Source organism: Ruegeria sp. CK2, from assembly GCF_056536585.1.
In genome coordinates, this window is sequence record NZ_JBQFPW010000002.1 from 398242 (window position 1) to 419269 (window position 21028).

At 54.8% G+C, this 21028-nt stretch carries 20 protein-coding genes and 1 tRNA gene; 10 read left to right on the forward strand and 11 right to left on the reverse strand.

Annotated features, from left to right (window positions below; translation table 11 throughout):
* Positions 1–463: 463 nt before the first annotated feature.
* From ACR0BU_RS05115 to ACR0BU_RS05145, 7 genes are all read right to left on the reverse strand, one after another.
* On the reverse strand, positions 464–1303 hold the full coding sequence (locus tag ACR0BU_RS05115; protein ID WP_298936898.1) for an NAD-dependent epimerase/dehydratase family protein: 840 nt from the start codon (positions 1301–1303) through the stop codon (positions 464–466).
* Positions 1300–2514 carry a pyridoxal phosphate-dependent aminotransferase gene (locus ACR0BU_RS05120; protein WP_480735894.1) on the reverse strand — a complete coding sequence of 405 codons (1215 nt, stop codon included), beginning with the start codon at positions 2512–2514 and terminating at the stop codon, positions 1300–1302. The genes ACR0BU_RS05115 and ACR0BU_RS05120 overlap by 4 nt, the downstream gene beginning before the upstream one ends.
* The gene (locus ACR0BU_RS05125; protein WP_480735893.1) at positions 2511–3284 is read right to left on the reverse strand and encodes an HpcH/HpaI aldolase family protein; all 774 of its coding nucleotides are present in this window, start codon (positions 3282–3284) and stop codon (positions 2511–2513) included. Before ACR0BU_RS05125 ends, ACR0BU_RS05120 begins: the two co-directional genes overlap by 4 nt.
* The gene (locus ACR0BU_RS05130) at positions 3284–4495 is read right to left on the reverse strand and encodes an NAD(P)/FAD-dependent oxidoreductase (protein WP_298936894.1); all 1212 of its coding nucleotides are present in this window, start codon (positions 4493–4495) and stop codon (positions 3284–3286) included. Before ACR0BU_RS05130 ends, ACR0BU_RS05125 begins: the two co-directional genes overlap by 1 nt.
* Positions 4492–6201: a hydantoinase B/oxoprolinase family protein gene (locus ACR0BU_RS05135; RefSeq protein WP_299076774.1), complete on the reverse strand. Its 1710-nt coding sequence runs from the start codon at positions 6199–6201 to the stop codon at positions 4492–4494. Before ACR0BU_RS05135 ends, ACR0BU_RS05130 begins: the two co-directional genes overlap by 4 nt.
* Complete coding sequence (locus tag ACR0BU_RS05140; protein WP_480735891.1) at positions 6198–8285, reverse strand: hydantoinase/oxoprolinase family protein; 2088 nt, start codon at positions 8283–8285, stop codon at positions 6198–6200. The genes ACR0BU_RS05135 and ACR0BU_RS05140 overlap by 4 nt, the downstream gene beginning before the upstream one ends.
* Positions 8286–8378: 93 nt before the next feature.
* Positions 8379–9290 carry a LysR family transcriptional regulator gene (locus ACR0BU_RS05145; protein ID WP_480735889.1) on the reverse strand — a complete coding sequence of 304 codons (912 nt, stop codon included), beginning with the start codon at positions 9288–9290 and terminating at the stop codon, positions 8379–8381.
* Positions 9291–9654: 364 nt separating this feature from the next.
* On the opposite strand from ACR0BU_RS05145, the gene ACR0BU_RS05150 reads away from it, so the two are divergent.
* The 6 genes from ACR0BU_RS05150 to ACR0BU_RS05175 all read left to right on the forward strand — a co-directional run bounded on the left by ACR0BU_RS05150 (position 9655) and on the right by ACR0BU_RS05175 (position 12782).
* The gene (locus ACR0BU_RS05150) at positions 9655–10530 is read left to right on the forward strand and encodes a carbon-nitrogen hydrolase family protein (RefSeq protein WP_480735888.1); all 876 of its coding nucleotides are present in this window, start codon (positions 9655–9657) and stop codon (positions 10528–10530) included.
* A gap of 91 nt (positions 10531–10621) precedes the next feature.
* Positions 10622–10840, forward strand: a complete 219-nt coding sequence (infA, locus tag ACR0BU_RS05155) for a translation initiation factor IF-1 (protein WP_005978431.1) — start codon at positions 10622–10624, stop codon at positions 10838–10840.
* 11 nt (positions 10841–10851) lie between these two features.
* Positions 10852–11430 carry a Maf family protein gene (locus ACR0BU_RS05160; RefSeq protein ID WP_480735886.1) on the forward strand — a complete coding sequence of 193 codons (579 nt, stop codon included), beginning with the start codon at positions 10852–10854 and terminating at the stop codon, positions 11428–11430.
* Entirely contained in the window at positions 11427–12449 is a 1023-nt protein-coding gene (locus tag ACR0BU_RS05165) for a ribonuclease E/G (RefSeq protein WP_480735884.1), read from the forward strand. Before ACR0BU_RS05160 ends, ACR0BU_RS05165 begins: the two co-directional genes overlap by 4 nt.
* Complete coding sequence (locus tag ACR0BU_RS05170; RefSeq protein ID WP_480735882.1) at positions 12446–12628, forward strand: DNA gyrase inhibitor YacG; 183 nt, start codon at positions 12446–12448, stop codon at positions 12626–12628. Before ACR0BU_RS05165 ends, ACR0BU_RS05170 begins: the two co-directional genes overlap by 4 nt.
* A 79-nt stretch (positions 12629–12707) precedes the next feature.
* Positions 12708–12782 (forward strand) — tRNA-Phe (locus ACR0BU_RS05175).
* 647 nt (positions 12783–13429) lie between these two features.
* On the opposite strand, the gene ACR0BU_RS05180 is transcribed toward ACR0BU_RS05175, so the two are convergent.
* Complete coding sequence (locus ACR0BU_RS05180; RefSeq protein ID WP_480735881.1) at positions 13430–14047, reverse strand: TetR/AcrR family transcriptional regulator; 618 nt, start codon at positions 14045–14047, stop codon at positions 13430–13432.
* A gap of 71 nt (positions 14048–14118) precedes the next feature.
* Here ACR0BU_RS05180 and ACR0BU_RS05185 point away from each other — a divergent pair, with 71 nt between their 5' ends.
* Genes ACR0BU_RS05185 through ACR0BU_RS05195 form a run of 3 tightly spaced genes read left to right on the forward strand, consistent with a single transcriptional unit; the run spans position 14119 to position 15625 of the window.
* The gene (locus ACR0BU_RS05185; protein ID WP_480735880.1) at positions 14119–14655 is read left to right on the forward strand and encodes a redoxin domain-containing protein; all 537 of its coding nucleotides are present in this window, start codon (positions 14119–14121) and stop codon (positions 14653–14655) included.
* 59 nt (positions 14656–14714) lie between these two features.
* Positions 14715–15182, forward strand: a complete 468-nt coding sequence (locus tag ACR0BU_RS05190) for a YybH family protein (protein WP_480735879.1) — start codon at positions 14715–14717, stop codon at positions 15180–15182.
* 35 nt (positions 15183–15217) lie between these two features.
* On the forward strand, positions 15218–15625 hold the full coding sequence (locus ACR0BU_RS05195) for a hypothetical protein (RefSeq protein WP_299076743.1): 408 nt from the start codon (positions 15218–15220) through the stop codon (positions 15623–15625).
* Positions 15626–16263: 638 nt separating this feature from the next.
* Here ACR0BU_RS05195 and ACR0BU_RS05200 read toward each other — a convergent pair.
* The 3 genes from ACR0BU_RS05200 to ACR0BU_RS05210 all read right to left on the reverse strand — a co-directional run bounded on the left by ACR0BU_RS05200 (position 16264) and on the right by ACR0BU_RS05210 (position 19459).
* Entirely contained in the window at positions 16264–17529 is a 1266-nt protein-coding gene (locus ACR0BU_RS05200; protein ID WP_480736300.1) for an ABC transporter permease, read from the reverse strand.
* 5 nt (positions 17530–17534) lie between these two features.
* Positions 17535–18341 (reverse strand): taurine ABC transporter ATP-binding protein, encoded by an 807-nt coding sequence (locus tag ACR0BU_RS05205; protein WP_298936848.1) that lies wholly within the window; start codon positions 18339–18341, stop codon positions 17535–17537.
* A 110-nt stretch (positions 18342–18451) separates the two neighbouring features.
* Positions 18452–19459: a taurine ABC transporter substrate-binding protein gene (locus ACR0BU_RS05210; protein ID WP_480735877.1), complete on the reverse strand. Its 1008-nt coding sequence runs from the start codon at positions 19457–19459 to the stop codon at positions 18452–18454.
* A gap of 318 nt (positions 19460–19777) precedes the next feature.
* Between ACR0BU_RS05210 and ACR0BU_RS05215 the strand changes: the two genes are divergently transcribed.
* Positions 19778–21013, forward strand: coding sequence for an NAD(P)/FAD-dependent oxidoreductase (locus ACR0BU_RS05215; protein WP_480735876.1), 1236 nt, complete (start codon positions 19778–19780; stop codon positions 21011–21013).
* Positions 21014–21028 lie beyond the last annotated feature (15 nt).

A 21028-nucleotide genomic window follows, 5' to 3' on the forward strand; every position in this document is an offset into this window, starting at 1 on the left:
CCATGCACAAATTCCACAAATCCGCTCAGAGCTGACGCAGGAGTGTCTCCTTCAAAACTTTACAGTTTCGACAAAAACCGTTGGAGCTCCGTTCGTCCACAAGACCGACATTGTGTTTCCTCACTAACCCGAAGTTCTGCCCGGTGATATTGGCCCTTACTTCTATGCCGTCGTTCCAATCTTCGTCATTCGGTTTCAACACCGGTGCGCCGGATCAGTGACCAGCAGAGTTCACCAACATGTTAATGCGACCCCAATGGTCCATTACCCGTCGACTAACTTCTTAGTCTTCTTCGGAGTTGTTGGTGCCTGGAATGCCGACGCTGCCGTGATCTTTCGCAAGGGCTTTGCCTTTACAAGAGGACGAAAGAATCCGGAATTGAAGCCGTCTGCAGCCAAGGCGCCTGCGCTCTTTGCACCCATACCGGAGCCATCGGCAGTTATCAACGTAACGTCGGTGCGATCAATCTTTTGCCGTGTCGTCGGCGTCGAGGTTCAAATGCGCCATGCCGCTGTGTCCGAGCTCTACGGCCGCGAAGGGGCCTCCGTGATGGTTGTTGGCTGGATCGTGGGGGTCCAGCGGGCCATCATTGGTGTAAATCTGTTCGGCGAATTGTTCGGCATTGTCTTTCGGACGATAGCCCAAGTGCTGTGCCTTGGCATTGTCGACTGGCGCGCGGTCGTTGTTGGATACGCCATAGACCACGCTGAACCCTGTGATCGGCGTGCTGATCGCGCGTTCAACCATGTGGATTAGATCGTCGTAGCTGAGCCAGGTGCCCACGGCGCGTGAATTGGTCGGCTGCGCGCAGGACAGAATACGCATGCAGACCGACTCGAGCCCGCGCTTGTCCCAGTAAAGCGAGGCGAGATCCTCGGCAAAACATTTGGCCAGCCCATAAAACGTGTCCGGCTTGTGTGGCGCATCGATGCCGATGAAGTCGGTCTTCTTGTGCATCCCCACGGCGTGGATGGACGACGCATAGATGACGCGGCGCAGTTTGTTGCGGTGGGCGGCCTCCCACACGGTATAGGCACCGTAGAAGTTCGGTCCCCAAAGTACCTCCAAAGGGGCTTCATCGCCCACGGCCCCGAAATGCACTACCATATCTGCGCCCTTCAATAGCGCGACCATGGCGTTGAGATCGGAGATGTCCGCCTTCACATATGTCTCATTCGGTGCGAGGTTTGATACAGTGTCAGCAATGTCCGAGGAGACAAATTCCTCGCAAAGTTTGGATAGAGGTTCGCGCAGATACGAGCCAAGGCGACCGGCAGCGCCGGTGAGTATGATTTTTTTCATGGGCGAAGTCCTTTCAGGTCGGCGACGGCCTTTGCAATGCCGTCAAGCGCTTTGATCAGCGTCTCTTCGGACGCGGCTGTCGAGATGCGGAAGAAAGGCGAGAGATCATAGGCGCTGCCAGGCACAGCAGCAACGCCTGCGGCTTTCAGAAGATAAGTCGTGACATCCGCGTCAGAGGCAAGGGTATCACCATCATGCGTCGTGCTGCCGATCAGCGCTTCACAGCCAATGAGCCCGTAAAATGCACCGCCGGGCGGATCAAGTGTCAGGCCTGGAATATCTGCAACCCGTGCCACAACAAGGTCCCTGCGACGCTCAAAGGCAGCGCGGAAACGACGCACCTCATTCTGTGGGCCGTTCAGAGCAGCAGCTGCGGCAGCCTGGGCGATGGAACAGGCTCCGGATGAAATCTGGCTCTGGACCTTGGTCATGGCGGCAATCAAGCCCATTGGTCCTGCTCCATAGCCGATACGCCAACCCGTCATAGCATAGGATTTTGAGACGCCGTTTATCGTCAGCGTTCGGTCTTTCAGATGCGGACAGAGCGCCGCAAACGAACGGAAGATACGTCCATCAAATAGGATATGCTCGTAAATCTCGTCCGACAGAACCAAAACACGTTCATGATCTGCCAGCACAGATCCAAGCGATACGATTTCGGCGTCTGAGTACACCGCACCGGAAGGGTTCGATGGCTGGTTCAAGAGCAGCCAACGGGTCTTGGGCGTGATCGCTTCGGAAAGCTGTTCTGGCTTCAGGCGAAAACCCGCGCCCGCCGGGCATTCCAGAGGCACAGGCACACCGCCCAGGATCAACACGATGTCTTTGTATTGTCCGAAATAGGGAGCGCAGAGCAACACTTCGTCGCCTGGCTCCAGCGTTGCCATGAGGGCACTGAAGAGCACTTGTTTGGCGCCGTTTGAGACGATCACTTCGTCCAGCGCATAGTCGAGATTGTTTTCGCGTTTCAGCTTGTCTAGGACTGCTTGCCGCATCTCCAGGGTGCCGTTTGTGGGTGGGTATTTAGTCTCGCCCCTTAGCGCGGCTTGATGCGCTGCTTCTTTGATATGATTGGGCGTATCAAAATCCGGCTCACCCAGCCCGAGGTCGATCACATCTTCGCCTCGCGCTTTGGCCGCTTTTGCAGTTTGGCTGACCCAGGCGGATGCCGACGGCTTGACCAATGCGAGACGCGATGAGGCAAAACTCATGCCAGCGCACCCTTTGCCTGCGCCAATGCAATGTCAGCGGCCCGCGCCAAAAGTCCGGTATCAGTGGCAATCGCCACAAATGTGAAGCCTTCGTTCAGCAGATCGGCGGCAAAAGAAGGGTCTGTAACCAAAGTGCCGACAGGCATGCCCTTCGCAATCAGCTTCTGTGCTGCGGGTTTGATCAAGGCCCACACATCAGGGTCCATCGGTTTGCCAACTTTGCCGATATCGGCGGCGATGTCGGCGGGCCCAAAGAAGATACCGCTGACACCTTCTACCGCGCCAATGGCCTCGGCCTGTTCCACGGCGGCACAAGTTTCGAGCTGTAAAAGCACCGTGGTTTCATCCTCGATACGTGCCACGTAGTCCGGAATGCGGCCAAATGCGGTCGCTCTTGTTGAGCCAGAGACACCGCGACTGCCACGCGGCGGATAGCGGGTCGCGGCAACGGCCTGCTCGGCCTCTTCCACCGATTGGATCATCGGAAACAAAAGGCCCGGCGCGCCAAGATCCAACAGCCGCTTGACTGCTATCGCGTCATTCCATTCCACGCGAACCAAGGCTGTGGTCGGAGACGCCGCAAAAACCTGCAATTGGCCCAGCACACTGAAGTAGTCGTTGGCGCTGTGCTCCATGTCGATCAGCGCCCAGTCATAGCCCGCCGTCGATACCACCTCGGCCGCGAAGTTGCTGCACAGGCTGATCCAGAGGCCGACTTGCTTTTCACCAGCTGTGATCGCGCTGGTGAATCGATTTTCTGGGAGCTCCATTAAATGATGGCTTTCTCAATGATTGGTCGGTCTGCAGCGATACGTTCATAGTTGAAAGGCGTCATATCGAGCACTCGGTATTCGCCATGCGTCAGCCATTCAGCTGTGCCGCGCCCCATGGCAGGTGATTGTTGCAACCCATGGCCGGAAAACCCGTTGAGAAAGATGAAGTTCGACAGCTCTGTATGCGGTCCCATGATCGCGTTGTGATCAAATGTGTTCATCGCATAATGGCCGCCCCATTCACTTTGAACTTTTATTGCCTCGAATTGCGGAATTCTGGTCGCGAGGATCGGCCAAATGTGGTTCTCCCATATGGAGTGATCCATCGCGAAATCGTCGTAATCCACGGCTGGGTCAACGTCGGAATGCCCGCCACACTGATACGTCCCTCCGCCGTTTTCGCGCACGTGGACGCCAGACGGGTCAATTGTGAGCGGCAGATCCCGATCGAGCGGTTGCTCGGCCTTGAAGATCCATGAGTAACGCTTGCGTGGTTCAACCGGGACGTCGATGCCGACCATTTTCGCAGTTCGCGCTGCGCGAGGGCCAGAGGCATTGACAACCTGACCGCAGGCGATCACTTCGCCCGACGCAAGGGTCACGCTTTCCACTTTAGTCCCTGCGGCGTTGCGGGTCATGGCAACAACCTCGTTTTGGACCCATTCCACTCCGCGCTCACGGCTTTGGCGACGCCACCAGTCATTTACAGCCGCCCCGTCCCAGTAACCTTCGTCGACAAGGTTGATTGATCCCAGCACAATGTCATCTACGTTGTAGAATGGGTAAGCCTTTTTGATTTGCTTCGGCGTCATCAACTGTGTCGCCGCGCCTGCCGCCAACTGAACCTGCTGGCTTTCGCGCAATACATCAGCAAATCTGTCGTTGTCGGCGAAGTACATGTAACCAAAGGAGCGGATACCAAGCTCAGGCACACGTTCATCGCCCCCCATATAGCTGCGAATGTTCTTCACGAAGTCGGCGGCAAACTGGCTAATCCGAACGTTCAACTCCGTCGAAAACTGTTGCCGCATACAAGAGTTGGTATGCGCTGTGGAACAGGCTGTAAGGGTCATGTCCCGCTCGATGACCAGGACCGAACCATTGAAATCCTTGTTGTCAGACAGAAACCACGCGGTAGAGGCCCCCATAATGGCGCCTCCGACGATGACCACGTCATAGCTCTGCTGGTTTGGGCTTTGGTTGCTCATATCTGTTCTCCCCTTGCGACTGCTGACTGGATCGCCGTTATTTCTTGATCAGACAGGCCATAGTCCCGCTGTGCTGTATCCGTCGAGATATACCCACGCGCCAAATCACGCTTGACCAGCTCCTTTGGGCGCTCGGCAGGATCTCCGTAACCAGCGCCACCGGGGAACGCCATGACTACTTTGCGACCATGCGGTACGAACTGCTTGCCTTTCACCTGCATGACCGACCCGTCGTCTTGCGCAATCGTCGTGGGCGCTCCGGTTTGTCCACCTCTGCGGCCCCGTGCGGGGTGCTGGCTGCGGTCGAACATGGCCTGAATGTCGAACTCATGCCCCTCTTGTGCGCCGACCACCATGTACTGTCCCAAACCGCCACGCGTCTTGCCCGCACCGCCGCTGTCGGGGCGCAATTCCTTGCGCCAGATGATGACGGGACCTGCGTGTTCAGTCGCTTCTATGGGCATGGTCATGACCCCCGACGGGAAGGCGGTGGCGTTCAAACCATCATGCTCAGGCCGCGCGCCGGAGCCTCCTGAATTGAAAGTCAAAACTTCGGACCGTCGTGCATCTGCTGGTGCGGGCGCATCGCTTCGAGGACGCAAGCTGACTTGGAAATTACATAGACATCCGGCGCCTTCGGCGGGCGCCAGACCCGGCACAATCTTGTCAAAGGCGTCATAGACCGCGTCCGGCACAAAATGCCCCACGATATGGCGCAAGGCCACAGGTGCGGGATGAAGTGCATTCACGATGGAGTTTTTCGGCGCAGTGATCTCGAACGGTGCGAGTGAGGCCGCGTTGTTCGGGATTTCCGGTGCAATCGCGACCTTGAGCGCGTAGCAGGCATAGGCTTTGGTATAGACAAGTGGGCAGTTGATTCCCTTTTTGTCCAAGCCGGAGGTGCCGGTGAAGTCGGTGACGATCCGATTCCCCTCGACACTGATCTTGACCTTTAACGTGATCGGCACGTCAAAACCGTCCATCGTCATTTCGCCAACAGCAGAGGTCTGCGGCAGGGCCGCAATGGCCTCGATCGTGGCACGACGAGAGTTCTCCAGGATAAAGTCAGCAACGCTGTTCAATTGGTCGAGTGTGAATTCCTCCATCATTTCGATCAGGCGGCGGTGGCCGATTTCGTTGCACGTGGCAAGAGCGTAGATGTCACCGATGAGTTGGTCAGGTTCTCGAACGTTTCCGCGGATGATCCGCACAAGGGTCTCGTCTACCTCACCGCGATCCGCAAATTTCATGATTGGGATATAGAGTCCTTCCTCATAGACGCTTTGCGCATCCGCGCCAAAGCCACGACCACCGATATCCACGATATGCGCTGTGCAGGCGAAATAGCCGACCAGAACACCTTTGTGAAAGGACGGGGTAACCATGGTGATATCATGCAGATGGCCCGTACCTTCCCACGGATCGTTCGTGATGTAGACGTCACCTTCAAACATGTTGTCACGGCCAATCCGACGGATGAAATGCGCCACAGCGTCAGCCATCGCGTTCACATGCCCAGGCGTACCGGTCACGGCTTGAGCCAGCATGTTGCCATGGGTGTCGTATACGCCCGCTGACAGGTCTCCGGCCTCGCGGACAGATGTTGAAAACGCCGTACGCACAAGCGCTTGCGCCTGTTCTTCCACGACCGAAATCAGGCGGTTCCACATAACCTGATAGGCGACTTTGGAATGCTCCTGCGTCATTGGGCTGCTCCCTTCTTCACCAAATCAATACACCCATCCGGCTGTCGGATGGCATCACGGCTGGCAGGCACGATGATGGTAGTCTCAGCCTCGGTCAACGCTGCCGGGCCTGAAGCCCGTTGCCCTGTTTTCATCGTTGCCCGATCAATCACGTGCGCGTCGAGATAGCTGCCTATGCTGGCATCAAAGAGTTTCCGCGTCCCGTTCAAGGCGACCGGTGCGCTGCCATCGGTTTCTGCAATCTGCGTCACTTGCTCAGGTGGTGTAGTGGCGTTCACCGACCAAACGGTGATCTCGATATCAATGCCAGCAACCGGGCGACCAAAGAGCTTTGCGTAATCTTCTTCGAACCGCGCTTCGAACGTGGCGGCATCGGGGTTCATCGCCTGGCTCTCGGTCAAATCGATCGGGATTTCCCAGCCCTGACCTGTATATCGCATGTAAACCTTGAACTCAGACAGGATCGGGCTGACCTCATCGCAGGTGCGCACGAAACCGGTGGCCTCTGCCTTCAGATCGGACAGAAGGTGCTTGATTTTATCTGCATCAAAATCGCTCAGTTTCATATAAACAGATCGATTGGCCTCAAAGCTGAAGGGTGCGCGCAGAAATCCGATGGCCGAACCAACACCAGCCCCAGGTGGAACCAGAAGGCGCTCCACCCCCAATTTCTCGCAAAGACGACCGGCATGCAGCGGGGCAGCACCACCAAAGGCGATCATCGTGTATTCGCTAAGATCTTCGCCGTTCTCGACCGCATGGACACGCGCGGCGTTCGCCATGTTCTCATCCACCACTTCGGCCACACCGAAAGCAGCCTCAACCGCATCCATTTCTAGCGTATCGCCCACATGAGCTGTGAGTGCCGCTTTAGAGTTGTCCGGATGCAGGGTGATCGACCCACCTGCGAAGTTATCCGGGTCCAGTTTGCCCAGCACCAGATCGGCGTCCGTCACTCCCGGCCGTTCGCCGCCGCGGCCATAGCAGGCAGGTCCCGGTTCTGATCCCGCGCTTTCAGGGCCGACGCGGATCTGCCGCATTCCGTCCACATGGGCGAGGCTGCCGCCGCCCGCGCCAATTTCAACCATGTCGATCACGGGGATCGAGATGGGCATCCCAGAGCCCTTTTTGAACCGATAGGTCCGCGCAACTTCGAACACGCGACTAGTTTTAGGCGTCTGGTTCTTGATGAGACAAATCTTGGCAGTGGTCCCGCCCATGTCAAAACTCAGCACCTTGTCGAGGCCATAGCGCGCAGCGATGTGCGCCGCGAAAACCGCGCCGCCAGCCGGTCCACTTTCCACGAGTCGCACAGGAAAATCAGCGGCATTCTGGATCGAGATGATCCCGCCACCTGAGTGCATCAGAAAGATGCGGCACTGAACACCTTCGCCGTGCAACCGGTCCTCAAGCCGTCCTAGGTAAGACGCCATCAGCGGTTTGATGTAGGCGTTGGCAACGACTGTATTAAACCGCTCGTACTCGCGCATCTGAGGCGAGACCTCGGAAGAGATCGAAATCGAAACATCCGGTAGCCGTTCGGCCAGAACCTCGCGCACCAAAAGTTCGTGCTTTGGATTGAGGTACGAATGGATCAGACCAACCGCGACACTTTCAAAGCCGGCTTCTGCGATGCGATCGACCAAGGCTTCGACATCAGAGCGTTCAAGTTCGACCAGAATTTCGCCCTTGGCGTTCACGCGACCTGGCACCGTGAACCGCATCTGCCGCGGCAAAAGGGGGTCAGGCAAATTGAGGTTGAGGTCGTATTGCTCAAACCGACTTTCGGTGCGCATCTCGATCACATCGCGGAACCCTTCGGTTGTGACTAATGCAGTCTTGGCGCCACGCCGCTCAATCAATGCATTGGTGGCCAGCGTGGTGCCGTGAATGATTTGCTCGATCTTCGAGGGGGCAACGCCTGCTTTGGCACAGACCTGGTGCATCCCATCGATGATTGCATTTTCGGGGGCAGCATAAGTCGTCAGCACCTTGACAGAGTGTTGCTCTCCATTCTTCTCAAGCACAACATCCGTGAAGGTGCCACCGATATCGACGCCCAATCGAATAGATCCAGCCTTCATGTGTATCTCCACAGCCACAAGCATTTCGCTCGTTCAAATGGGACCACAGTGCATCAGAAATCAAATCAATTGATTTTCTACACCCGATAGATTTTAGTTATCGTTGGTAACGGCTGGCCGAATGCTTGCTGCTATATCGCTCGCTTTTTCAACATAGCGTGGTGACTGATCAGCGTTGAAGCGCGCAAAAAACTCCAGAGGTGGTGCAGTCCAATCGGCATCCAGTGTTCTCAAGTGCCCCTTATCGAGTTCGTCTTTGACAAGAGACCTTGGCAGGAGCGCCGCGCCCATCCCTTCACTGACCATGGGAAGACACGCGGATAAAGCGCTGGAATGAACAATCTTCCCAACATCGTAGCCGCGTTCAGTCGCCAAGTCATGCAAGGCCCGTCCAGCGGCGGTATGGCGGGCGTGGGTCAAAACAGCCCTTTCAAAAAAGCGTGCTACAGAGTTTCCTCCGACAAGACCCTTCGCTATTTCTTCATTCGAAACCCAGATATACGTTTCGCTGGATAGCATTCGCTCGCCTGTTGCTTGATAAGCGAAGGGGCCGTTTTGCAATGCGAGATCAAGCTGTCCTTCCCGCAGACGCTCTTCAATTTTGCGAGACAAATCAACCTCAAGCTCAACCCTAAGGTTGGGATAGTCTCGCCGCAAAAGACGCAAGAATTGTTGTAGCCAAGTACAAGCGACGAGTTCTGTCACGCCCAATCGCAGCCGTTCTACGATAAGCTCCTGACGACCCGCCGCTTCCAGCAACGCTTCGCCCGCACGAAGGATGTCCCGCGTGCGTTCAAGGAGTTCCGAACCTTTTGTTGTCAAACGCACCGAGCCAGCATCGCGATATAGAAGCGTGACATCCAAAGCAGCTTCCAGGGCTGAAATACGAGATGAGATATTCGGCTGAGTTGTTCCAAGTGCGATGGCGGCGGCTCTAAAAGTTCCGGTATCAACAACAAACGAAAAGGCTTCGAGCTGCTTGAATGTGATCTGACTTTTAATCATTTTTGCTCACACGATAAGTTTTCCTGATCATGCACGACGTTGTCTTTTTAGCAACGTATATGAGAAGAAGAACCTTACTCTTCCAACATTTCGCTGTCGCAATGTACGCTACACGGACATTGGTTTCATCGGCAATAAAGTAGGTTTTGTCCGCAAACTGTGAAACCGGGATCCAGAAACTCTGCGCCATGCACGAATTGCCAGAAAAATCGACACCGCGAGCGCACGCAGCATAAAGTCGAGAGTTCCAGTGAGGGCTCAAAGCAGAACTCGACGTTTAATCCTTAGCGATTGTTTGATTGCTCTGTACACGCGACGACGCTGCCTTTTAGTGTCTCGGCAAACCGTCCCAAGGAATGCTCTGATGAAAGTCGCGACCGCTGCATACAACCTCGACTGGCTCGATAGCTGGGCACAGTATGAGGACAAGCTCGAGGCTTGGGTGTCTGGGGCGGCGGGGAAGGGGGCCGAGCTATTGGTCTTTCCCGAATACGGCGCGATGGAATTGTCGACGTTGGACGGGGTCGTTGCGGCGTCAGACCTGGAGCGCTCGATCCGGGCGGTTTCCGAACGTATGGAAGTTGTACAACACATACATGCCCGCCTCGCAAAGACTTACAACACATACATTTTAGGCGCTTCCGCCCCGGTTTTGGCCGGGGCGGGGCGTCCGGTGAACCGCGCGGTGCTTTATGCTCCGACCGGAGCGCTCGATCATCAGGACAAGCAGATCATGACCCGGTTCGAGCGCGAGATTTGGGACATCGCCCCCGGCGGGCCGCTTAAAATATTCGATACTGCGCTGGGTAAAATCGGCGTGCTGATCTGCTATGACAGCGAGTTCCCTTTGCTCGGTCGGGCGTTGAGCGAAGCTGACTTGATCCTGGCTCCGTCCTGCACCGAGGCCTTGTCGGGTTATTGGCGGGTACGTATCGGCGCTATGGCTAGAGCCCTGGAAAATCAATGTGTTACAGTGATGGCATCGCTGGTCGGGGCGAATGATTGGTCCGAAGCCGTAGACATGAATACCGGCACAGGTGGCATCTTTGGACCACCAGACAAGGGCTTTCCGCAAACGGGTGTTTTGTCCGAGGGTGTTCTGAACCAACCCGGCTGGACCTATGCTCAGGTAAACCTCACGGAGATTGCCGATGTCCGCGCCGATGGTAACGTGTTGAACCGAGCCCATTGGGCGGAACAAAATCCCCGAGTCGATTCAGTCACATTATGTTCCCTTTAGGCGAATCCGCCCTTGAAATAAGGCGGAAATAGGCTCATTTAGGCGCACATCCCCGCAGATTCTGCGGGTGCAACGTAAGTATGGAGACAACATGGCCAAGGAAGATACGCTCGAATTTCCCGGTGTCGTGAAGGAACTCCTGCCTAATGCGACGTTTCGGGTCGAGCTGGAAAACGGCCATGAGATCATCGCACATACGGCAGGCAAGATGCGCAAAAACCGCATCCGTGTTCTGGCTGGCGACAAAGTTCAGGTCGAAATGACCCCGTATGATCTGACAAAGGGTCGGATCAACTACCGCTTTAAGTAACGCACTGTTCAATGGCGTTTATTCTTGGATCGGGCAGCCCAAGGAGGCTGGACCTGCTGGCCCAGCTTGGCGTGCAGCCCGATGCCATTCGCCCCCCGGACATCGACGAAGCGCCTGTGAAGGGTGAGCTGCCGGTTCCCTATTGCAACCGCATCGCGCGTGAAAAAGTTCAGGCTGTTCAGGCGGATGACGAAGATGTCGTCTTGTGCGCGGACACGACTGTGGCATTGGGGCGACGCATTCTGGGAAAACCTGAAAACGCTGAGCAAGCCGCCGAGTTCCTTCACGCTTTATCCGGGCGTCGGCATAGGGTTGTGACCTCGGTCGCCGCCCGGCGCGGGGATCGCCTATTGCAACGCGACGTGGTTTCCCAAGTCAAAGTCAAGCGCTTATCGGATGTCGAAGTAAATGCCTATCTGGCCACGGACGATTGGCAAGGCAAGGCCGGAGCCTATGCAATTCAGGGACCCGCTGGTGCCTTCATCCCTTGGATTTCAGGATCGTTCACTGGCATAGTTGGGTTGCCACTCTCCGAAACCGCAGCGTTGCTTCAAGGCATCGGTTATCCGTTATACAGTGAGGCGCTATGAAAGGCCGTACCATCATTCTCGACCAGATCGAAGGGAGCCAAGCCGCTGCCTTGATGGTTGACGGTAAGTTGGACGATTTTCTGATCGACGGTGACAGACCAAGGCCCGGAACCATTTACCGCGCGCGCGCGGACCGGCCTGTCAAAGGGCAGGGCGGTATGTTCGTCACAACGCCGGATGGCCCGGCGTTTTTACGGCAGGTTAAGGGGTTGGCCCCTGGTGCTCAATTGCTGGTACAAGTGACGGGCTTCGCAGAACCCGGAAAGGCCTTACCGATCACCGATCGGATACTGTTCAAAAGCCGCTATGCAATCGTGACACCGGATGCACCGGGTCTAAACATCTCGCGAAGCATTCGCGACGAGGATGAGCGCGATCGCTTGCTGGAGATCGCACATGAGCAAATGGAAGACAGCTCCTATGGTCTGATTTTGCGTTCATGCTGCTCCGGTGCAGATATCGTGGACATTGAAGAAGACATTAGTGCCATGCGGGCTCTGGCTGACCAGATTCTAAACGATTCAGGTACCGAACCCGAAACCCTGTGCGAAGGCGATGGTCCTCATATTCTAGCCTGGAGAGACTGGACCGATCCTGCAGAAGTCATCACCGAACCCGGTGGGTTCGAAGCGCAAGGTGTCTTGGACGCGCTGGATACAGCACGCGGTATTGCTGAGCCTCTGCCTGGCGGAGGACATTTGTTCATCGAAGCCACCCGCGCTTTGGTGGCGGTTGATGTGAACACAGGTAAGGATAGCTCTCTGGCAGCGGGCACCAAAGCCAATTTTGCTTGCGCAAAACAGCTTGCACGTGCATTGCGCGTGCGAGGGCTTGGCGGACAGATTACGTTGGACCTTGCCCCAATGCCCAAGAAAGACCGCCGAGGGTTTGAACAGGTTCTTCGCGCAACGCTCAAGGCGGATTCCGTAGAAACAACACTAGCTGGCTGGACCCCTTTGGGGCATTACGAGTTGCAACGAAAACGTGGGCGTATTCCTTTGGCCGAGGTGCTGAAATGAGCTGCCCTATCTGCGGCGAAGACATCATGATTCAGTTTCGTCCATTTTGTTCTAAGCGCTGCGCAGATATTGATCTGGCCAAGTGGCTGAACGGGTCATACGCGGTCCCGTCGCAGCGGGAAGAGGATGAGGAAATCAGCATTTCGGATGCGGAAGACACCGTTCCACGGCCCCACTGAAAAAATGTCAAAAAGCCTCTGGACACTGGATGGTGCAAGTCATAGAACGCCTCCACCCAGCGGCCAATGCCGTTCCCGTGCCCGGGTAGCTCAGGGGTAGAGCAGTGGATTGAAAATCCTCGTGTCGGTGGTTCGATTCCGCCCCCGGGCACCACTAATTTTAACAAGCAGCGGATTATAAGTAAAAGTTCGGGATGAGAAAACTTCAGACCCCCGTCTATTCCACCCGTTAAGTTGCGAATGTATGTGCCCAAATGTTCCGGCGTGCTCAGATCGTTGAAACAATCGCCCTTTCACACTAGCCTAAACACCTCTCGGGAGACTTGTCGAAACTGATGGCATCGCGTTGCTCTCCAATCATGGAGACTTCGTGATGTGGATACACGACAGGATGGGAATTGCCGCTTCAGGTCTAGCCAGATACCACCTTTGCGACACATGGGCACGACAATCGGGACAAGTCTGGCCCGAAGGCGGGCTACGGAGCAGCCGTTCGCTGCTAGTACGGCACTAAGCCTCAGCGACGGCGGCAATGCGCTGAAAGCGGGCTTTGCAAAGTCTAGCTAGCGGCCCAAGGGAGACAGCTGGTAACCCACCACAATGCTGCAACCGCAGCTCGCTTTGCGGACCCTCGCTGTTGCCGCAAACTTAATATGACTACGAACTCACAGATCGCGGACTTTTCTAACCTTCGCCGGGATCGTTTGAGATGCCGCTCGCGCCTGCGACCAACCAATCATGCGACCCGCAAGGAAGGTCAATACTGAGCCTAAAGTGCCTCAACTTGCGGATGCATAAAGGTCAACTTTCAGGCTCGGCGAGAACGGATCTGACATATTTTTCAATGTCGCTTTCGAGATCCGCGTCGCTAAAGCCAGCGCGCGCTCGAAACACCATACCTTGCCGTAGATCAAACATCAGCTTGGCACGATCTGCACTCGGAAAGCCCTGAGGAAGTGACCGTTTGGCGACCTCCTGGTCAAAGCGCACTTTTATGCGTTTATCCGTTGTTGCGATTGCATCGCGCAACAACTCTGCAGTTCCTTCAACGTGTCCCGCACTTGTCGCAACGCAGGAGACGAGGAAACAACCCTTCGCCCCGCTCACGTGGTGCGTTGAGTAGTCAATAACTGCTTCGAAGAACGCTCTGACTGCTTCGCGAATATCCGGCACAGTTTCCAACGCAACCAAAGGCGTACAGGCATCATTCGTTGCATAGCTGTTGATCGCTTCAAGATACAGGCCGTGCTTATCGCCGAACTCGGCATAGAGGCTTGGGCTGTTGATCCCCATCGAATCAGTCAGCAGCTTCATCGACGCCCCTTCGTAACCTTTATTCCAGAACACCCCGATAGCTTTGTTGAGGGCTTCGTCGCGGTCAAACGTTTTAGGGCGGCCGACTTTTTTTGTGACGTTCATTACAAAAATCCTTGACGTCTGGGTTTGAGTGTATTTTATAATGATCATCACAAAACGCAAGGACTGAAAAAATGTTATCCCAAAAAACTCCTGCAGGAGCCCAATTTCCGGAAATCAGCATCGCCAAACTTGGCGGCGGAAACCTGACTCTTGGTGTGCCGCAAGGAGGTCGTGACTGGCAACTGGTCGTCGTGTATCGCGGCAAACACTGCCCGATGTGCACCACCTATCTGAAAAAGCTGGAAACACTTCTGCCAGAGTTTTATGCGCTTGGGGTTGATGTTGTGGCTGTTTCCGCTGATCCAGAAGGCAAAGCTAGCGATCAGATCGCTCTGGTACAGCCAAGCTTCCCGGTGGGGTTTGACCTGAGCCTCGATCAAATGCACGAACTTGGTCTTTATGTCTCTGACCCGCGGTCAGCTGAAGAGCATGATCGCCCCTTTGCAGAGCCTGGCATCTTTGTCGTGAATGCAGACGGACAAGTTCAGGTGACTGACATCTCGAATGCACCATTTGCGCGCCCTGATCTGAAGACCCTGCTGGGCGGCCTTCGCTTCATTCGCAATCCCGAAAACAACTATCCTATTCGGGGAACCCGCGCCGCATAAGGCGCGCGCCTCCCCCACAACTCTCTGAAATCAATAATCTAACCTGAAAGGACAAGCTCATGCGCTTGAAATCCTTACTCTCCACTGTTGCCGTCGTCGCTTCTCTGGCATTGCCCGCTTTTGCTGAAACCACTGCACAGAGCGCAGCGCGTGAGAGCCTGATCGCCTTCAACGACCACTTCAACGAACTCGCTGCTACACATGACGCAGCTGGTCTCATCGCCCTTTATGACGAAGATACATTCTGGATTGCCCCAGCAACCCGCCCGGCCCAAGGGCGTGATGGCGCTCCACGCCAGACAATCACCTTCATGAGCGAGAACAAGGGCCAGCTGTCTCACACAATTGAAGACTTGTTCATCTCTGATGATGGCACACAGGCCGTCATGAAAGGTGTGACACAGGCTTCGGTCGACAGCCAGGGATTCCAGCTTGAAGGGACGTACATCTACGTCCTTGAGCGTGAGAACGAAGAGGCACCGTGGCATATCGTGCTGGATATGTTCAGCAACTACGCCACTGAGTGATCCTCGCTCTCACCACTTCCAACAGGAAAATTACAATGGCAATGACTGAAAATCACCCCAGTGCATCCGCCGTCAAAGAGACACTGGATGGTTTGATCCATGGCGTTTCAGGACACTCTTTTGAGGTGCTGGACAAGCTCTATCACCGCGACATGCAGACCTATGTTCTGCTCAATGACGGCACCCTGATGCGTAACGATAAAAATGGGTTCATGGCGTTCATCAAGGACAACATGTGCGCGCTGAAGGACGAAAACCCTTGGGTCAAGTATCACTTGGTCGAGGCCGACGACACACATGGGCATATTGTGGTCAGTCGCAAGAACAACGCGACCGGGCGCTATCAGCTCATCTCGCTCAGCATCGACTTCGTGCTTGAAGATGGCAGGTGGCAGATCACCCGCGAGATCATCATGACACGTGATCAGGCAACTGAAGCATGAGAGGTGCGTCGCGATGTTGTTCGTTAAAAGGCAACGCGGCGCCTCAAAGACACAAAGGAACAGAACATAACAACCTGAAATCCCGTTTCCCGGATCGACCATCTGCTCTTTGCGGACAATTATTTTGGGAAGCTAGTGTTAAGGCACTCACTCATATGAACGGGTTGTTCGATATCTTGCGCGGGATACTTTCGAGTGACGAAAAGTACATATTTGTATCGGCTCCGCGGCAAATCGCCATCTCCGATGTGGTGCGCAGGAAGAAGGGCCGTTCGTCTCACAAATTGCTACGGAACTTCCCGCGCTGCGCGGGGGCTATTGGGATCGTAAGTCTCTGGGAAGCGGACATTTCTTAACCAGCGAAAGTGCCAGTACCAAAGACATCGGTATACAACACAACGAAAACCACATAACCAATCCTGCCGAGGCTAGTCGGTAGTGGTTCAGGCAAAAAGCTTCGCTACGGCTGAAATGCGCAAATACCGGACTGTGCAAGTTGGGCGGAATGCCCATTCCCGCAATTTGGTCTGGAGCGGAAGGAAAGATAGCACAAAAGGAAAAAGACCGGGCAGTGAATTGCCCGGTAGTGCGAACAGTCATGGAGAACTGCTCAAGGGGTCCCTCAGGGAGGTTCGGGATCAGCCTTTTCCTTTCCAAGGAACAAGCCACCGTTCGGCCCACCGCATTAGCATGTCGATGCCGAACCCAATCACGCCAATCAGTGTGATGCCCAGGATGACGATGTCAGTGTTCTGAAACCTTGAGGCGACCATTATCATCATCCCTGCGCCTTGCTCAGCGGCAACAAGTTCGGCAGCAACAACGGTCCCCCAGCAGACACCCATCGCGACACGGGCGCCGGTAAAAATTTCCGGGAGTGAATTGGGGACAATCACGTAGCGCATGATTTGCCATTTGTTGGCGCCAAGGGAGTAGGCCGCATGAACTTTAGAAATGTTTACTCCTGAAACACCAGATCGCGCCGCTATCGCCATGATCCAAAGTGCCGCCAGGAACAGCAGAATGATTTTACCCGTTTCTCCGATGCCGAACCAAATGATAACCAGTGGGATCAATGCGAGCGGCGGAACTGGGCGCATGAACTCCACAATCGGATCGAACCAACCTCTGAACCAATCGCTGAGGCCCATGGCATATCCCAAAGGAATACCCACAAGGGCGCCCAAAATGAAGCCCGCAATAACGCGGAACAGTGAATACCCCAAGTGCTCCGCAAGTGTGTAGTTCCGAAAGCCTTCACCGATTATTTTGACCGTCCGACTCCAGACTTCTTCTGGTGGCGGCAAATATAGAGGCTCCATTTGCCAACCGCGACTGGGTGCATAATTCGGCGTGCCCTTGTCAGACAGAGTTACGGTCCCGCTTTCAATTCTAACAGTTTCACCACGTTTGATGGGCTGGCCGTTAATCGCGACGACTTCGGCGCCCTCTTTCTTAGTGACTTCGTCGTTGGAATCGACCCGGATCAAACTTGTTCGCCACTGTGCCAGCGCGGAGGAATCGTTCTTGGCAAAGCCATCGCCAGGAGCAACTTCGGGTGCTTCGGTTTCTTCCTCACGTGGGTAGACTACGACTGTTACTGTTGCGTCATCCCGTTTGCCATCTGCCTCGACCGTATACGTGAACTCGGCAGTGCCCTGAAACGGTGCCGGTGCATGCAGGAATTTTGGAAGCAAGCTGGAACCGGTGAACATAGCCCAGATGAAAAAGATGGTGATGATTGAGATGATCCCTGCGGTTCGATTGGGCCGCACCGCACTTTCATCTCCAAACGTCACGGTTTTTAGTGAGGTAAAGTCCCGGACAGTCGCGTGATGAACGACCTTGGTGACAATGAAGTAAGAGCCAACGAAAATGCCGACATAGATGAAGAGAACGAAGATTCCGGTCATGCTGCGTCCTCCGTCCGGCCCATGATTTCTTCTTCCATGTCCCAGATCATCGAAAGGATCTCTTCGCGTTTGGGTCCGAAATCCGGATGTTTTTTCACCTCTCGTAGATCGGCACCCACACCCAGTTCAGCAAAGGGCAGTCGGTATTCCTTGTGGATCCTGCCTGGCCGTGGAGCCATGACAATCAGACGCTCTCCAAGGAGCAGGGCCTCTTCGACCGAGTGAGTGATCAAAATGATTGTCTTGCCGGTCTCTTTCCAAAGCTTCAGAACCAAGCTCTGCATTTTTTCACGTGTCAGAGCATCCAATGCCCCCAAGGGTTCGTCCATCAGGATCACATCGGGATCATTCGCAAGACAGCGTGCAAGCGCAACGCGTTGCTGCATGCCGCCAGATAGCTCATAAACTGCCTTTTCCTTGAAATCCTGAAGTCCAACGACGTCGAGCAGGTGATCAACGGTTTTGTCTTTTTCAGCCTTTGGTGTTCCCTTCATCGATGGGCCGAATCCCACGTTCTCGCGTACGGACATCCACTCGAAAAGTGCGCCTTTCTGGAAAACCATTCCGCGTTCAGCATCGGGCCCGGTAATCCTATGCCCATTCATTGTCAGTTCACCGCCGGTTGGTGCCAGAAAGCCCGCAACGATGTTCAGAAGTGTTGTCTTGCCGCAGCCGGAAGGCCCCAAGACACTCATCAATTCGCCTTCCTTGAGGTGAAGCGAAACGTTCTCTAGAGCCTGAATCGCGCTACCATTGGGTAACTCGAAGCGCATTGAGAGATTTTCAATCGAAAGTCCGGTCATGATTCCTCCACGTTGTGCCGGAGTTCCGGCAGATTGGGCGAAGTTTTCCCCGCCTCATTTGTCTGCGGTGCGGCTGGCGTGGAACGTTGATCACGCCAGCCGAAACGGTCCTACATATCTTTTGCAGCTTGCAACGGTCCTGTATTTACAGAGTCCTGATAGCTGTCGAGCGCAGAATCGATTGAACCTGCGTTGACGAAGACGTCGGCCACACCTTTCATGAATGTCGCAGCGTTTCCGCCTAGCCACTTGTCAGACAGAGCTTCGTCAATCGAGAGCATTTTCATGGTCGAAAGGGCGCTAGTGGCAGCATCCAGGTCCATTCCGGATTGTTCTGCAAGCACGGCCATCATTTCGTCGCCACCAGCCCCAGAATTCCAACGCTCGTTTTCTTTGGCGGTTACAGCCAGAAACCTGGCTACGATGTCGCCATTTTCAGCGATGAAAGACGCAGGGGCTGAAATCACATCAAAAACGAGGATACCCAAGTCTTCCTTCTCAGCACCCGTCAGCAATACGTTTCCGTATTCCTTCATGCTGGTAAGACCGCCACCATAACCGCAGGCGAAGTCCACGGCCTTTTGACCCAGGGCGTTGGCTCCTTCAGGTGGAGGCATGTCAACGATCTTAAGGCTATCAAGTGGTACCCCGAAGTGGTCCATCTGACGTAAGAAGCCATAGTGCGCGGCTGTACCAAGCGGCACAGCTACTTTCTTACCAGCCAGTTCGCTTGCAGAATCCTTGTCGATTTCCAGATCTGAATGCACAACACAATTGTCATTTTCAGAATAGCTGACCGCGACATCCACGACCTGCAAGTCCTGGCCACCGGACGCGGCGACAACAAAGGGAGGAACACCCTGGGACACGGCAATTTGCACATCTCCCGAAGCCATCGCCGCCGACATTGCGGTCCCGGTTTCGAAAGACACCCAGTTTACTTTCATCCCAAGCTCTTCCTCGAACGCGCCTGAAGCCTTGGCGGCCAGGATTGGCATTGGCCATTCAAGGAAATAGGCGACGGTAAGCTCACCATCTTCTTGGGCCAGCGCAACAGATCCGCTTGTCACCAAAGCCAAACTTGCGGCCGCTCCAAGCAAAAAGCTTTTGAGTTTCATTCTATTCTCCCTTGTTGTTTGATGTGATAATTTCACAATACAAAACTTTTATTTTGCATAATGAGAATAAGTTGCGAATCGGGACTCAGTCAACGTTTTTCCAAATGAACAAATCCGAAGCTGTTTTCGCGATGCCAACAAATAGGCATCCAAGCCTAAGTCATAAGTCCTATTGACCCGCATAAAAGCAATCACTATGTTTCTTTATATGGAAATAAAGTTTTGTATTACAAAACAAAGAGAGATTCAAATATGCCAATCCCTGCCGCGATAGATGAGGTTCATTGGTCACGGACGGCTGCACCCGCCCCCGAAGCGTTGCTGCTGGAAGGCGACATCACCGCTGACGTCATAGTTGTGGGGGGTGGTCTATCCGGGACACGTACGGCTTTAGGTTTGGCAGAAAGTGGTGCCAAAGTTGCATTGCTGGAAGCCAAGAGGATTGGATGGGGTGCTTCTGGACGTAGCGGGGGCCAGTGTAATCCTATTTGGCGAGCAACGCCGCAGGATTTGGCGGGTCGCTTGGGCGACGCGTGCGCTAACCGACTAGTTCGAGCAACCCTGACATCTGCCGATGATCTGTTCGCCGACATCAGGCGATATGACATCGACTGTGACGCAGAGCAAAACGGCTGGGTTCAGGCCGCGCACTGCAAGTCTGAAGCAGCTTCACTGATTGAGCTGGCAGAGGCATGGAATGCTGTTGGCGGAGAAATTGGTGTTCTCGAAGGCCCAGAAGTCGCGAAAGTGAGCGGATCTGACGCTTACAGATTTGCGCTGTTTCACAAGCGTGGCGGTCATGTACAGCCTCTTTCTCTGACACGGGGTTTCGCTCGAGCTGCCGAAAAACACGGCGCGCAACTCTACGAAAACGCCTCTGTTCGGAGCATGTCGAGGGTTAACGGAAAGTGGAAGGTCGCGACCTCAACAGGCAGCGTTACTGCCCGGCAGGTGATTTTGACCACCAATGCTTACACCAACGGTCTTTGGCCTGGATTGCAACAAACGTTCTTTCCAATGGTTAGTATTTCGCTCGCAACAGCGCCGCTCAGCGATAGCTTACAGCAATCGGTATTGCCAGCAGGTGTGACCATCTCCGACAGTCGGCGTGCGATCTACTACGCGCGCTACGACCGAGATAAACGGCTGATCTTTGGTTGCGTTGGTAGCAACGACAGTGTGGAAACACTGGGCGGGATCAAACGATTGCAACGCGGGCTCGACACTGTGTTTCCACAACTCAAGAATACTCCCATCGAAACCGTTTGGGCTGGACGTATAGCCGTCACGCCCGAAATGATGCCTCACCTCCATGAACCTGACGAGGGCGTGCTCGCGGCTCTCGGTTTTAGTGGTCGCGGCATTGCGATGACTTCTGTCATGGCCAAGGGGCTGGTGCATAAGACTATGGGTGGAAGTGAAGAAGACCTTCCATTTCCGGTGACGCCGATTAAGCGAATTCCATTTCATTGGGCGGCAACCAAGGTGCTGCCACTTGCTGCTCCGGCCATGACCATACGCGACTCCTTGGATGGCATTCTCGGTCGCAAATAACAACGCAATCCAGGA